Below are 12,822 nucleotides of genomic sequence, written 5' to 3'. Positions count from 1 at the left end.
TAGAAGAGAAATTCCAAACATGGGCATCCTTTGTGCTGGTAGCCTGCATCGATTATGTCAAGTCTGGCGGCGAGCCCTGGAGAGTGTGCGCACGATGCGAATGGGACCGTCGTCGGCTTTGCTGCGGGCGCAGTTCAGTAGGAGGTTAGCGCACTAGGTGTATGAGGTGATGACGTTGGTGACGCGTTCGTGGACGCGGGTGGCCGGGGGCTGATCGGCGCAGGCGGTGTGGGGCCGATGGTAGTTGTAGTGGTGGACCCAGACGCTGATCGCTTCGCGGCGCTGGTCCTCGAAGGTGTAGGCGCGGGCGTAGAGACATTCCTCGGCAAGGATGCGCTGGTAGCGCTCGGCTTTCCCGTTGTGCCGGCGCGGGTGCGCTGGTGGCGCGAGGCGTGCGCGGTGATGGTTCGGGCGAAGGTGCGGGCACGGTAGTTGGAGCCGTTGTCGGTGACCACGCGGACCATGCGGTTGATGCCGTGGGCGGCCTAGAAGGCCCTGGCCCGGGCGAAGAACCCGATCGTGGTGGCAGCTGTTTCATCGTCGAGGGCTTCGGTGTAGGCCAGGCGGGAGTAGCCATCGATGGCTGAGTGCAGGTAGGCGTAGCCGGTGCGCTGCTTGTGGGCCCGCTTGCCGGCCAGGGTCTGGGCGCTGCCGCGGCCGTGGAGGCGCCAGCCGCCGCCGTGGGGGATCTTCCCGACCTTCTTGACGTCCAGGTGGACCATGTGGCCGGGGAACCGCGCGATGATTCTGCCTGGTTCGCGGTTGTTGTCCCCGCTGGGATCGAGGTCCCTACGGCGCGAGATCCCTAGCCGCTTCAGCCAGCGCCCGATGGTGCGCACGCTGTAGTGATGGCCACGCTCGGCCCGTTCGAGTGCGATGCGGCGGGCAGACCACTTGTGCTCGCGCCGCCAGGAGTCAATGAGCTCAATGACCACGCTCGGCAGCCGGGAGGGCCGGCGGGCAGGAGCACTGGAGCGGTCCTTCAGGGCCTCGATGCCCTCGGCGCGGTAGCGGTGGACCCACTTCGTCAGGGTCGCCCGGGCAATACCGGCTTCGGCGGCCACGTGAGCAATCGGCCGGCCATCATCTTTGGCACGATCGACCAGGCGCTGTCTTCCGGCAGGGGTCAGCGGGGAATTACGGTGGGTCATGGAACGGGTCTCTTCCAGCAGATGGACGGCTTCGACACCACCCATCGTGCCGGTCAGAGGCCCGTTCCCTCATCCCTGCCACGTGACCACAACGTCATGACCCACAACACCTAGGCCATCGGGTCATATGCGAACTCACGCAACTCCTGCGAGCAGCGGCACGCGGTGGCGATCCTTGCTGCCCACTACACTGCCGCCTCGCGAAAGGGCAACTCCAGCACCGTGTAGCCGCCCTCGATCTGCGAGGTCTGCGGGTAGGTACCTTCGCTCACGCTTCCGTCTGAGTCGATCAGGACCGGCGGAACAGACTCGTCGATTCCGCCGCCGAAGACGTAGACGCCGGCAACCTTCGCTTCCTGGATGACGGCGTGTGCTGCGTCGGCTACCGTCGGCAGCTACTCGGCGGTCACCGTCATCGCGGGGCTCGGAAACGAAATCAGATACTTCGCCATAGCGTGGCCCTACTGAACTGCTACCGTCAAGCATGGCTCTCCCAGACAGCCCCCTGGTGGCCGGCGTCCGCGACCTGGGTACGCAATTCCTCGACAACGACGTCGATATCTCCGGGCAGGACGCCGTCACCTCCGTGGAACTGCCCGATGACCGGACGTTCTGGATCTTCGGCGACACGCTCGAGGGACCTTTCGACACCGTTCGCCACATGCCGCTGACCGAGGTGCTGTCGAACACCGGTGCCATCGTGCCCAAACACGACATCTCAGAGGGCATCAAGCAGTTCACCTACCTCACCGGGCCGGACGGCACGCGCGCGCGGCAGCTCATCCGGTTCGAACCGCCCGAGCACAGATCCACCCAGCGCCTGTGGGCGATCCACGGCACCCACCAGCGAGGCAACCTCTACCTCTACTACCACCGCATCACCATGGACCAGAAGCTCGACGTCTTCGAAACCTTCCAGCTCGACGGCATGGGCATCGCCAGGGCCGGCGCTGACTTCCACTTCGAGCGCCTCGTCGCGCCCGACGGAACTCGTGAGTTCTGGAAGGGTGACGAGCCAGGTTTCGGCGTCTTCATCCAGGAGGCCGACGGCTGGCTCTACCTCTGGGGATCCGTCCAGCCGGAGGAGAAGTCCAGTGGCGTGATGTACCTGGCGCGCGTCCGCCCCGACGAGCTCGAGCACCTCGACGCCTACGAGTACCTCGTGGCAGCGCCGACAGTGGAGCAGCCCGACTCCGAGCCCGAGTGGTCCAAGGCTTGGGCGCCCAGCGCGCCCCTCTTCGACAACGTTCCCAACGAGATGTCCGCCGCCTGGAACGACCACCTCGGCTGTTACGTCTCGCTCACCACCTACCGCCGCGAGAACATCCTCGTCATCCGCACCGCGCCGCAGATGTGGGGACCGTGGAGCGAGCCCGAGGTCGTCTACCGGCCGGAGAAGACCAACGAGAAGTCGCTCTTCAACGCCGGCAAGGAACACCCGGAGTTCGCGCGCGAGAGCGGCAAGGTGACCTACATGACCTTCATCGACTCGGAGGTCTACGTGCCGCACCTCATCGAGATCACCTACGCCTGAGCCGGCTCCTCTGCGCCCGGCCAGCGCACCAGCTCCGCGAATCGCGTCGCGATGAGCTCAGCGACGGCATCGTCGGGGTGGAGGTTGTCGGGCATGGGGAGGCGCACGGCGTCCTCGGGACCATAGAGCCGCGACCCGTCCAGGTAGCCCAGGAACGGGTCCTCAACCTGGCGTGCCTCGACGATGGCGGCCAGCTCCTCCCGGATGACGCCGAGGCTCAGCTTGCCGGCTGCGATCTCCTCCGGCCGACCGGCGGTGGTGACCCACTGCGGCTCCCGGCCCTCCTCAAAGACCGTTGGCCCCGGACACGACTCCACCGGCGGGCAGCACACGGGCGAGATCACCACCACGGGGGTGGTGGGGTGGCCGTCGCGGATGGTGTCGAGGAATCCCTGGACCGCCGCGCGGAAGACCCGCAGCCGCATGGCATCACCGTTGACGACGTTGATCCCCAGCTTCAGCGTGATGAGGTCGGCGGGAGTGTCACGGATGGTGCGGGCGGTCATCTGGTCGAGCATCGCGTTTCCCGAGAAGCCGAAGCTCGTGAGGTCGAGCCCGAGGAGCCGCGCCGCCACGACCGGCCACGTCGTGGTTGTCCGCGACGAGTTGTAGCCATGGCTGATCGAGCTGCCATGGTGTAGCCAACGCAACCGCCCGCTCGGCTCAGGCGTTAGTACCGAGCGGTCCGCCCACAGCCCCAGCACCTCCACTTCGTCGGTGTACGGCAGCCAGATCTCCAGCTCCCGTTCGCCGCCTCCGGGGAGCTCGAACTCCAGCTCGGAGTCGGGCCCGGGAACGATCCCCTCAATCGAGCTCTCGAAGGAGAAGAGGTAGCGCGAGCCCACGTCAGAGCTCGCCGAGGCGATCACCTGCCCCTCGACGGTGACGTCGTACCAGGCTTCCGGTAGCGGCAGCTCGGGGTTCTCCACCATCTTCATCGCCGCCACCCGGAGCCGCATCCGGGTGGCATCAGTGCGCATCGCCAACCGGATCCCCGCGGACTGCCCCACGGCAGCCCGCATGAACCGGTCCGGCAACCGCTGGAACGCCTCCTCGCTCAGGCGCCGCGGCAACCACCCGCGCGCAGTGCGTTCCACGCGCACCACCCCGCGGAACTCGACGGTGCGCCCCAGATCCACCTCAATCATCGAGGATCTCCGCGCCACGGGGGTCGAGCCGGCGACAATTCATGGTCAGCTCCTCGGGGTCGGCACGTGCATCGGGACGGGCATCAGGCGGGGACGCGGTCGAGGCGGACCACGGAGGTGAGGGTTGCGCCACCGTCGAGAGTGGCGCCGGGGCCGCCGCGCTGCCGGCCGTCGGGTGTGGCGCCCTCGCCGGGGAGCACATTGCACGGCTCGACGGCGGCGGCGAAGAGCCGCTTGAACCACGGCCAGCCCGAGTGTGCGTGAGCCTCGATCCAGAACCAGGCGTACGGGTAGACCGATGGGTCCCACGTCAACCGCATGCCGAAGCCGCGGGTCGGGCTGTGGAACGTGGCGCTCGTGGAGCCGTCGTCGGAGGGCGCGAAGCCCGTCAGCGCCCCGAACAGTGCCTCGCCGGATCCCGGGCCGGGCAGCGCGACGCTGCCATTGACCGGCCCCGCCGGCAGGAGCTCGGCCGGAGCCCCGACGGCGTCGGCACCGGTGAGCGTGCCCGGGGCGTCGGCGTCGGTGATGAGGGTCCGGGCGCGGGACGTCACGTAGCTGTGCTCGTCGAGGAATTCGTCCCCGAATGCGGGGTGCTGGGCTAGGCGGAAACTGCAGGGCTCTGGCGACAGGTTCGTCACGGCATCGGTCACGATGACGCGAGCACCCGTGACGACAACGTCTCGCACGAGCCGCAGCGGCGCCGTCACCAGGCTGGTGCTCAGCCGCGCCGCGTTGTCGCGCTGGCTCTCGACCCGCCAGCGCGCCAGCGATGCCTCGCCGTGGTAGCCCTGCACCACGCCGTCGTGCAGGCGCTCCGGCCCGGCATTGGGCACGAGCAGCTGCCAGCCGCCTGGGTAGCCGCTGGTCCAGGCGACGATCGATCCGCCGGCGCTGAGCGGGCCGGAGGTGACGTCGCCGGTGGGGGAGACGGCCAGTACTTGGACGCCGGTCGCGAGGTCGCAGAGAGAGACAATGTCGGCGCCACGCTCGGGTGTCAGCGTGAGTTCGAGGTCGGCGGAGCGCAGTGTGATGGCCATGGAGTCAGCCGCCGAAGGCCGGGACGGCCAGGCCGGTGGTGCCTGGGCTCGTGACGAGGAAGATCGACCCGGCGTCCGGGTGGTTCTCCTCGTCGAGGTCTGCGGCAGCCGAGGTGACCCACAGGTGGTCGAGTCTCGGTCCGATGAAGGCGCAGCTCGTGGGTTGCGGGGTGGGAAGGGCAATGGTCTGCACACGTGCACCATCGGGGGCGAACTCGTGCACCGCTGAGCCGGAGTACTCGGCCACCCACAGGTGACCTCGGGCGTCGACGGCCAGACCGTCGGGGAGACCGGTGAAAGCGTCAGCCTCGACGAGCACCTTCGGCGACGAGGTCAGACGGGATCTGTCGGGGTCGAAGCCGAAAGCCAGAACCCGCCGGGCCTGGGTCTCGACGAGGTAGAAGCTCCGTCCATCAGGGCTCCAGCCCAGCCCGTTCGGTTGCGTCAGGCCGGGCAGCACGAGCGTCGCGTCCCAATGTTCGTCGAGCAGCCACAGCCCGCCGGCGCCGGAGGAGAAGTCGTAGGCGCAGCTGCCGGACCAGTACCGGCCGGCCGGGTCGACCTTGGCGTCGTTCATGCGCACCCCAGCGGGTAGGCAGTCCACGCGGCGAGTCTGAGTGCCGTTCTCGTCCAGCCCGACGAAACCTGATGCCACGGCCGCCACGATCCCGCCCCCTGCCCGCGGGCTGACTGCGCCCACCATGAACGGGAACTCGAGCGCGTGCGTGGCGAGGGGGTGGAGCTCGTCGTCGAGCTCAGTGCGCAGGATTTCGCCGCCCACGATGTCCACCCAGAGGACAGTGCGAGTGGACGGGTCCCAGACCGGCCCTTCGCCGCACTGCGCGCGCCGGGAAACGGCGATGGTGACGCTCTCGGACATGGCTTCCCTCCGATGGAAGAAGTTCGGGACAGGCATGAGGTAACGTTACCAACTGAACGTTCAGGGACGAGCGAACAGGAGATCGCAATGGATGGTCGACACGCGGGCCGCGTCGCGGTCGTGACCGGCGGGTCCGCCGGCATCGGACGTGGCGCCGTCGAGGCGTTCGCCGAGCAGGGCGCCTCGGTCGTCGTCCACGGACTCGACGAGCCGGGCGTCTCTGCTGCGGTGGCTGCCATCACTGCGGCCGGGGGTGCCGCTGTCGGGGTCGCGGGTGATGTCCGCGAGGAGGAGACCCACCGCCGCATCGTCGAGGTGGCGATGCGCGAGTTCGGCAGGATCGACCACCTTGTCACCTCCGCCGGCATCCAGACCTACGGCGATGCGCTCACCACCACGCCGGAGGACTTCGACCGCGTCTACGCCGTCAACGTCCGGGGCGTCTTCCTCACGATCCACGCGGCCATCACCGAGATTCGGAAGAACGCCGGCACCATCACGCTGATCTCGTCGGTGCAGGGCATCGCCACGCAGAACAACGTCGTCGGGTACGCCATGACCAAGGGCGGGCTCAACGCCATGTGCCGTGCGCTGGCCAATGATGAGGCCGCCCACCGCGTCCGCGTCAACGCCGTCCTGCCCGGCTCCGTCGACTCCCCGATGCTGCGCACCGCCGCCGCCGAGTGGTCGGACGGCACCCCGGAAGGCGTGGAGCAGCTCATCACCGAATGGGGCCGCAACCACCCGCTCGGGCGCGTCGCGCAACCGCGCGAGATCGGCAACGTGTGCGCATTCCTCGCCAGCGACGAGGCCTCCTTCGTCACCGGCGCCGAGATCCGCGTCGACGGCGGACTGCTGGCCCGCAGCTCCTCGAAGCTGCCCGAGAAGGACTGACCCGGCACGGTCTGGCCGGGGTGAGAGGAAGAGATGCTGCAGCTCAGCGAGTTCATGCCGCCGAGGCCCGAGCCGTCATGGCGGCTGGTGCGCCAGGCCGGCGTCTCCAACGTCGTCGGCGTCCTCAACGGCGCCGAGCAGGACCAGCGCATGTTTGCCTCGGTCGGCAGCCGCGGCTGGATCGCCGACCGCCGTGACGACGTGCCGTGGAGCCTGCCGGCCATCCGGCGCAACATGGAGATCTACGAGGAGTGGGGCTTCCGGCTCATCGCCACCGAGGACACCGCGCCGATGGACAGGATTCGCCTCGGGCTGCCCGGGCGCGACGAGGAGATCGAGCACGTTACCGAACAGATCCGCGCCCTCGGCGCCCTCGGCATCCCGACCATGGCCTACAACTGGATGGCGTTGAGCAGCTGGGGCCGCACCGACTTGGCCGTGGAGACCCGCGGCGGTGCGCTGGTCACCGGCTATACCCGGTCTGTCGCGCAGGCCGGACCGCCGCTGGCCGACGAGGGCGAGTACACCGCCGAGGGCATGTGGGATGCGCTGGCCTACTTCCTCGACGCCGTTGTTCCGGAGGCCGAGCAGGCGGGCGTCCGGCTGGCACTCCACCCCGACGACCCACCCCAGGCCGTCGACCGCGGCGTCCCTCGCATCATGAGTTCCGTCGCCGACTACCGGCGTCTCCTCGCTCTTCACCCCTCTGAGTGCCACGGCATGACGTTCTGCCAGGGCAACTTCGCGCTCATGCCCGAGGTCCTCGCGGGCGAGGTCTCGCTTCCCGACCTCATCCGGGAGTTCGGTCGCGCGAGAATCCCCTTCGTGCACTTCCGTGACGTCCGCGGCACGGTCGAGGAGTTCACCGAGGCCTTCCACGACGACGGCCAGACGGACATGGCCGAGTGCATGCGTGCTTACCGCGAGATCGGCTTCGACGGGCCGATGCGCCCCGACCATGTCCCCACGCTCGAGGGGGAGGCCAACGACCGCCCCGGCTACGCCATGCTCGGCCGGCTCTTCGCCATCGGCTACACCCGGGGCCTGGAGCACGCAACCTTCGGGCATCCCGCCGCGAGGTGAGGCCGGGTCAGTGAAGGGTGGGTGGGCCAGCGTCGAGTTCCCGGCAGTGATGTGCCGCGCCGATGAGGGCGGCGTCGGGGGTCCCGGCGGCGCTCTCGATGGGGACGAGCCGGTCGTCGGGAAGTTGTGACGCCAGCCGGGGGGTGAACCACCGCTCGATGAGATCCCACGATCCGACGATCGATCCGCCGATGACAACCAGGTCCGTCCGGAAGCGTGCGACCCACGGTGCGAGAGTGTCGGCCAGTGCGCCGAACCCGCGCTCCATCACCCGGGAGGCTGCGACGTCGCGACGCCGGGCGAGGCCGGCGATCTCGTGGACGTCCAGACGTAGTCCGCTGACGCTCTCGTAAGCCTCGACGATCGCGCGTCGGGAGAAGCTCTCCTCCAGCGGGTGGTCATCGTATTCCAGCAGGTAGACCCAGCCCTGCGGCGGCACCGACTCGCCGGTCGTGACGGGGCGGCCGTCCGCGAGGAACACCGAGCCGACTCCCGTCCCGAGGGTGAGCGCCACCAGTCGGCGCGGCCGGCGCAGCAGGAGGAACTGCCCGAGCCCGAAGGCGGTGACGTCGTTGACGAAGCGCACGTCCATGCCGAGGCGTTCGGTGAGGAACAGCCTCAGGTCCACCCCGCGCAGGGCTTGGAACTTGGCGACGCCGGTGAAGTCGCCGATACCGCGGGCGTAGTCGAAAGGACCCGGGATGGCGACGATGAGCGGCAGTGCGCGAGCCGCAGGACCGAGCCCTTCCACGGCGCGGGCGAGCGTCTCGAGGATGAAGCCGGCCTGGCCCTGGCTGTCCAGCACCAGCCGGTGCGCGACGAGCACCTGGCGACGTGCGGCGTCCACGAGCGCCGCGACCACGTGGGTGCCGCCCACCTCGAGGACCGCGTACATCACTCCTGCGCTCTCGTGGTGCACCGCAGTCCGGCACCGGCGACACCGTGGGGGTCCTCGGTGCCGCGGACGAACGCGGTCATCGTCGCGCACCGGCTCACGCCGTCGGCGGGGCGGACCACGTAGGGCCCGACGGTCGCGGGCACGATGAAGGTCTCGGCGTAATGCACCTCGAACGGTGAGAACGCCCCGTCAGGGCTCTCCACGACGGCGGCCGCGCCCTCGACGAGGTTGAGGACGTGCACTGTCGATGCGGTGTGCCGGCTGGTGGGGACGGAGAACCAGTGCCGCAGCGTCGTGATGAACTCGAGTTCGTGCAGTCCGGTCTGCTCGACACGGTAGCCATCCCCCTCCTCGAGCACCTCGACGCGGTTGATGAGGTTGCGGGTGACCCATTCGGTGTCGCGCTCCCACTGAACGTTGCGGCGGGCGTGCTCGAGATGTGTCGGTCGCGGTTTCCCGTCGAGCCCGACCCGGTCCCAGTCCCACATTTTGAACGTGAAGAGGAATGCGGTCGAGGAGATCTCCAGGACCATGGTGTTGCGCGTGGAGCAGTGGACGGTGCCGGCCGGGATCAGGACGTGGTCGTGCTTTGTCGCGGGGAAACGGTTGACGTACTTCTCTGCCGGGAAGGAGCGCTCGCCGCGGTTGGAGCGCTCGAGGTCCTCGAACATCGCGTCGGGGTCAACGCCCGGCTTGATGCCCAGGTAGACGCCACCGCCCTCGCCGACGTCGAGCATGTAGTAGCTCTCGTCCTGCGTGTACTTCATGCCAAAACGGTCCTGGATGTACCCGGTGAGGGGGTGGACCTGCAACGACAGGTTCCCTCCGCCCATGGTGTCGAGGAAGTCGAAGCGGATAGGGAAGTCTGCGCCGAACTGGGCGAAGGTCCCGGGCCCGAGGAGCTCGACGGGCCGGTGGAGGACGAGGTTGGCGGCCGGCATCTCCACGCGGATGCCGCCGACGTCGAGTGCGAGGGAGTTCTCCTCGGGCACGCAGTCGAATGCCCACGCGTAGTTGGGCACGTCGCCATTGATCCCGAGCCTCTCCTGCATCCAGTGCCCGCCCCAGACCCCCGGATCAAAGTAGGGGACCACGCGGAAGGGCCGGCGTACCGCACCGTCGAGCGCGGCCCGGAACGCATCGCCGGTGATGAGCCTGGCGTCCTCGACCGACGTCGTCGTGTCCAGGAAGTAGTCGAGTCTGTCGTAGAGGGTCGTCTTGTGGCGGTCGGCAATCCGCCAGTCGACGAAGAACCCGCGCTTGTACTTGCGCAGGATGTCCTCGTCGCGATTCTCTCGGCGCCAATTCGGCATGCCGGAGCGCATCCGCTGCTGGATCTCCCAGCGCGGCAGGTCGGCCAAGACGATCAGATCGGCGTCCTCGGCTGCCAGGGCAGCGCCCCAGCCAACCAGGACGACGGCGCCGGTGCGGGCGGTGAGGCGGTCACGAAGGCCGGCGAGGAGGGCGACGTCGTAAAGGTCGGCGAGCTGGTGCTTCGTGACGTAGCCGAAGACGCGATCGGTACCGATGTTGCGCGCGATCAGGGCATCGATCTCATCGATGGGTCGGGCCGCAGCCTCCGGCACGCTGATGACATCGTCGAAATGCGCGCTGAGTGCCTCGAGAACCGCTGCCTCGTCGACGCCGGGGTAGCAGTCGACAACCACGACGGGCCGCTCCAGCGTCCCGGCTGTGGCGGCGAGTTCCGCGAAGGCGTCGGCGCCGACCCACACCGCGGTTCCTGGAGGCTGCGGGAGGCGGGGATCGACGTCGTAGTTCGGCCCTGAACGGTGCATGACGGCTCCTCATCGACGCGCGTTGCGCGGTAACGCTACCAGCCAAACTGTCAGGAGGTGACGGCCCGGTGGGAGGTGGCGCCGTTGAGGGCGACGGTCGACGGGAGGGTGGTGGTGACGGGTGGCGTCTGCTCGCCGCCGTCGATCCGGCGAATGGCCAGTTCGGCGGCGAGGCGCCCCAGTGCGTGGGCGTCGTGGTCGATCAGGCGCAGGGGGTAGGGCAGCAGGTCGGCGAGCTCGAAGGTGTCGAAGCCGACGAGCGGTGGCTGGTCGTCGGTGTCCAGGTGTGCCTGGAGCAGGACGCGCAGCACGGCGACGGTGTAGCGATTGTTGGTGGTGAAGAAGGCTTTCGGTGGCTCCGGCAGGGCGAGCAGAGCGCGCGTGGCGGCGCCAACGGCGTCACGGTCGGGAGGCAGCCGCAGCACCATCTCGGGGTCGGGCACCAAGCCCGCGCGGGTGTGTGCCAGCACGTACCCCTCGTAGCGGCGGGCCGCCGTGGCGATGGCGTCGGGGCCTCCGACGAACGCGATCGGGTGGCGCCCCTCGGTGAGCATGTCCGCCACCGCGGTGCTGGCGCCCCCGATGTCGTCGACGAGGATGGTGTCGGCACCCCCTTGCTGGATCGAGCGTGAGGCGAGGACGAGCGGCACTCCGCGCGCCGCCACGGCGGCAAGGTGGGGGGCGTCTGCGCTGGCTGGGACGACGATCAGCCCGTCGATGTTGCGGGCCACGAGGTCGCGGACCAACTGGGCCTCGAGCGCCGGGTCATTGTGCGAGATACCTGTGATGATGAGGCGTCCCGAGCTCTGGGCTGCGGACTCGATGCCGAGCAGCACCTGTGCGTAGTAGGGGTTGTCGATGTTGGTGACAATGACGCCGAGGAGGCCGGAGCGCTGGCCCGGGCGCATCAGGCGCGCCGCCTCGTTGCGGGCGTAGCCGAGCTTCTTCACTGCGGAGCGGACCCGCTTGACCAGGTCCGGCGAGACCCCCGGCGATCCCGCGACCACGCGCGAGGCGGTCATGGGCGAGACGCCCGCGAGCTCGGCGACGTCCCTGAGTGTGGGCTTCTTCGGCGTACTCGGGCCCCGGTTCATGCGTGTGATGGTAACCCGCGGGACGTGCCTGGACGCTTCTGGTCGGCGGGGTATGGGCGTGGTAGCGTTACCAGCACATGGGCTCCGGCCCGCCTGATCACAGTGAGGTGATGATGGTCATGAAGATGAATGGACTCGCATTCACGGGGCTCGCGGCAGCGGCTCTCGCCGCGGCAGGGACGGTGACGGCCGGTACGTCCGAGGCGGCCGCCGTTCCACAGCGATCGAACGCGCAGCAGTGTGCGCTGGTCTCCGAACAACTGCAGGTGACGTCAGCGCAACCGGATGCGCGTACCCAGCTCTTCGCTGACTACGGCGACACGTCAGGGGAGTGGGTCGGCGCGGACTCGACGTACTCGGTCCCCCTCAAGGATGGAAGTGTCGCCTGGCTCTTCTCCGACACCATCCTCGGCACCGTCGTCGACGGTGCCGTCGACATGGACACGATGGGCTTCATCAACAACTCCTTCGTGCTTGAGCGCGGCGGCGTTCTCACCGAGACGATCACCGGCGGCACGCCGGCCGCTCCCGAGGGCATCGTCGGCCCGCCCGCCGAGGACTCCTGGTATTGGCTCGGCGACGGCTATGCCGCCCCCAACGGCGAGCTCCACGTCGGGCTCAACCGGTACGCCCGCTTCGGCCCCGGTCAGTGGGACTGGGGCTGGGAGCAGACCTCGATCGCCACCATCGACACGCGCAGCTGGCGCGTCAAGAAGGTGGCGTCCGTGCCCCCGGTCACGGATGTGCAGTGGACCTCCTGGTACGACCGCTTCGGCGGCAAGACCTACCTCTACGGCGTCGATGACCAGGGCGCCCTCAAGCAGGCGCATGTCGCCCGAGTGCCCGGTCACGACATCTCCCGCGTCGACAAGTGGGAGTACTGGAACGGCACCAGCTGGACGCGGAACGCGGCCGATTCAGCGCCTATCCAGGACAACGTCGCCAATGAGTACTCGGTGACCCAGTTCCGCGACGGCTACCTCATGGTCACCCAGGACACCTCCGAGGCGTTCTCGAATCGCATCGTCGCGTACACCTCGTGCTCACCGACGGGGCCGTTCGCCAACCAGACCGAGCTGTTCCGCACTCCCGAGACCGGCCTCTGGGGCTCGTACGGAGACCCGAACATGTTCACCTACAACGCCCACGTCCATCCGCATCTCAGCGACGACGACGATCTGCTCATCAGCTACAACGTCAACACTTTCGACAACGAGCACGTGTTCGACGACGTCACCATCTACCGACCCCGGTTCTGGACCGTCACGGTGGCCTGAGCCCTCTCTGATCACCCCCTTGGAAGG

At 68.4% G+C, this 12,822-nt stretch carries 10 protein-coding genes and 2 pseudogenes; 4 read left to right on the top strand and 8 right to left on the bottom strand.

Annotation, left to right across the window (positions count from 1 at the left end):
• Nucleotides 1-153: 153 nt before the first annotated feature.
• Both EDD31_RS14510 and EDD31_RS15030 read right to left on the bottom strand, forming a co-directional pair.
• A pseudogene (locus EDD31_RS14510) lies at nucleotides 154-1,151 on the bottom strand (IS481 family transposase).
• Nucleotides 1,152-1,261: 110 nt separating this feature from the next.
• Nucleotides 1,262-1,546, bottom strand: a pseudogene (locus tag EDD31_RS15030) (YciI family protein).
• A gap of 89 nt (nucleotides 1,547-1,635) precedes the next feature.
• On the opposite strand from EDD31_RS15030, the gene EDD31_RS14500 reads away from it, so the two are divergent.
• Nucleotides 1,636-2,685: a DUF4185 domain-containing protein gene (locus EDD31_RS14500; protein ID WP_123304843.1), complete on the top strand. Its 1,050-nt coding sequence runs from the start codon at nucleotides 1,636-1,638 to the stop codon at nucleotides 2,683-2,685.
• Here EDD31_RS14500 and EDD31_RS14495 read toward each other — a convergent pair.
• From EDD31_RS14495 to EDD31_RS14485, 3 genes are all read right to left on the bottom strand, one after another.
• The gene (locus tag EDD31_RS14495; protein ID WP_123304841.1) at nucleotides 2,676-3,833 is read right to left on the bottom strand and encodes a GDSL-type esterase/lipase family protein; all 1,158 of its coding nucleotides are present in this window, start codon (nucleotides 3,831-3,833) and stop codon (nucleotides 2,676-2,678) included. The two genes, EDD31_RS14500 and EDD31_RS14495, sit on opposite strands and share 10 nt — an antisense overlap.
• A gap of 83 nt (nucleotides 3,834-3,916) precedes the next feature.
• The gene (locus tag EDD31_RS14490) at nucleotides 3,917-4,873 is read right to left on the bottom strand and encodes an aldose epimerase family protein (protein ID WP_123304839.1); all 957 of its coding nucleotides are present in this window, start codon (nucleotides 4,871-4,873) and stop codon (nucleotides 3,917-3,919) included.
• Between the two features lie 4 nt (nucleotides 4,874-4,877).
• Nucleotides 4,878-5,789, bottom strand: a complete 912-nt coding sequence (locus tag EDD31_RS14485; protein ID WP_123304837.1) for an SMP-30/gluconolactonase/LRE family protein — start codon at nucleotides 5,787-5,789, stop codon at nucleotides 4,878-4,880.
• A 51-nt stretch (nucleotides 5,790-5,840) separates the two neighbouring features.
• Between EDD31_RS14485 and EDD31_RS14480 the strand changes: the two genes are divergently transcribed.
• Both EDD31_RS14480 and EDD31_RS14475 read left to right on the top strand, forming a co-directional pair.
• Nucleotides 5,841-6,647 (top strand): SDR family NAD(P)-dependent oxidoreductase, encoded by an 807-nt coding sequence (locus tag EDD31_RS14480; protein ID WP_123304835.1) that lies wholly within the window; start codon nucleotides 5,841-5,843, stop codon nucleotides 6,645-6,647.
• Nucleotides 6,648-6,680: 33 nt separating this feature from the next.
• Entirely contained in the window at nucleotides 6,681-7,730 is a 1,050-nt protein-coding gene (locus EDD31_RS14475; RefSeq protein WP_123304833.1) for a mannonate dehydratase, read from the top strand.
• Nucleotides 7,731-7,737: 7 nt separating this feature from the next.
• Here EDD31_RS14475 and EDD31_RS14470 read toward each other — a convergent pair whose 3' ends face one another.
• Genes EDD31_RS14470 through EDD31_RS14460 form a run of 3 tightly spaced genes read right to left on the bottom strand, consistent with a single transcriptional unit; the run spans nucleotide 7,738 to nucleotide 11,518 of the window.
• On the bottom strand, nucleotides 7,738-8,625 hold the full coding sequence (locus EDD31_RS14470) for an ROK family protein (RefSeq protein ID WP_123304831.1): 888 nt from the start codon (nucleotides 8,623-8,625) through the stop codon (nucleotides 7,738-7,740).
• Nucleotides 8,625-10,424 (bottom strand): class I mannose-6-phosphate isomerase, encoded by a 1,800-nt coding sequence (locus tag EDD31_RS14465; protein ID WP_211336134.1) that lies wholly within the window; start codon nucleotides 10,422-10,424, stop codon nucleotides 8,625-8,627. The genes EDD31_RS14470 and EDD31_RS14465 overlap by 1 nt, the downstream gene beginning before the upstream one ends.
• A 50-nt stretch (nucleotides 10,425-10,474) precedes the next feature.
• Complete coding sequence (locus EDD31_RS14460) at nucleotides 10,475-11,518, bottom strand: LacI family DNA-binding transcriptional regulator (protein WP_123304829.1); 1,044 nt, start codon at nucleotides 11,516-11,518, stop codon at nucleotides 10,475-10,477.
• Nucleotides 11,519-11,643: 125 nt separating this feature from the next.
• Here EDD31_RS14460 and EDD31_RS14455 point away from each other — a divergent pair, with 125 nt between their 5' ends.
• Nucleotides 11,644-12,795 carry a DUF4185 domain-containing protein gene (locus EDD31_RS14455; protein WP_245991248.1) on the top strand — a complete coding sequence of 384 codons (1,152 nt, stop codon included), beginning with the start codon at nucleotides 11,644-11,646 and terminating at the stop codon, nucleotides 12,793-12,795.
• Nucleotides 12,796-12,822 lie beyond the last annotated feature (27 nt).

It is taken from the genome of Bogoriella caseilytica (assembly GCF_003752405.1).
GTDB classification, from domain to species: domain Bacteria; phylum Actinomycetota; class Actinomycetes; order Actinomycetales; family Actinomycetaceae; genus Allobogoriella; species Allobogoriella caseilytica.
This window is presented reverse-complemented; position numbering and strand designations above follow the sequence as displayed.

What these genes read in the sequence shown, in the direction of transcription:
- EDD31_RS14500 (WP_123304843.1), top strand. Translation starts at nt 1,636, where the DNA reads ATGGCTCTCCCAGACAGCCCCCTGGTGGCCGGCGTCCGCGACCTGGGT.
- EDD31_RS14495 (WP_123304841.1), bottom strand. Translation starts at nt 3,833, where the DNA reads ATGATTGAGGTGGATCTGGGGCGCACCGTCGAGTTCCGCGGGGTGGTG.
- EDD31_RS14490 (WP_123304839.1), bottom strand. Translation starts at nt 4,873, where the DNA reads ATGGCCATCACACTGCGCTCCGCCGACCTCGAACTCACGCTGACACCC.
- EDD31_RS14485 (WP_123304837.1), bottom strand. Translation starts at nt 5,789, where the DNA reads ATGCCTGTCCCGAACTTCTTCCATCGGAGGGAAGCCATGTCCGAGAGC.
- EDD31_RS14480 (WP_123304835.1), top strand. Translation starts at nt 5,841, where the DNA reads ATGGATGGTCGACACGCGGGCCGCGTCGCGGTCGTGACCGGCGGGTCC.
- EDD31_RS14475 (WP_123304833.1), top strand. Translation starts at nt 6,681, where the DNA reads ATGCTGCAGCTCAGCGAGTTCATGCCGCCGAGGCCCGAGCCGTCATGG.
- EDD31_RS14470 (WP_123304831.1), bottom strand. Translation starts at nt 8,625, where the DNA reads ATGTACGCGGTCCTCGAGGTGGGCGGCACCCACGTGGTCGCGGCGCTC.
- EDD31_RS14465 (WP_211336134.1), bottom strand. Translation starts at nt 10,424, where the DNA reads ATGCACCGTTCAGGGCCGAACTACGACGTCGATCCCCGCCTCCCGCAG.
- EDD31_RS14460 (WP_123304829.1), bottom strand. Translation starts at nt 11,518, where the DNA reads ATGAACCGGGGCCCGAGTACGCCGAAGAAGCCCACACTCAGGGACGTC.
- EDD31_RS14455 (WP_245991248.1), top strand. Translation starts at nt 11,644, where the DNA reads ATGAATGGACTCGCATTCACGGGGCTCGCGGCAGCGGCTCTCGCCGCG.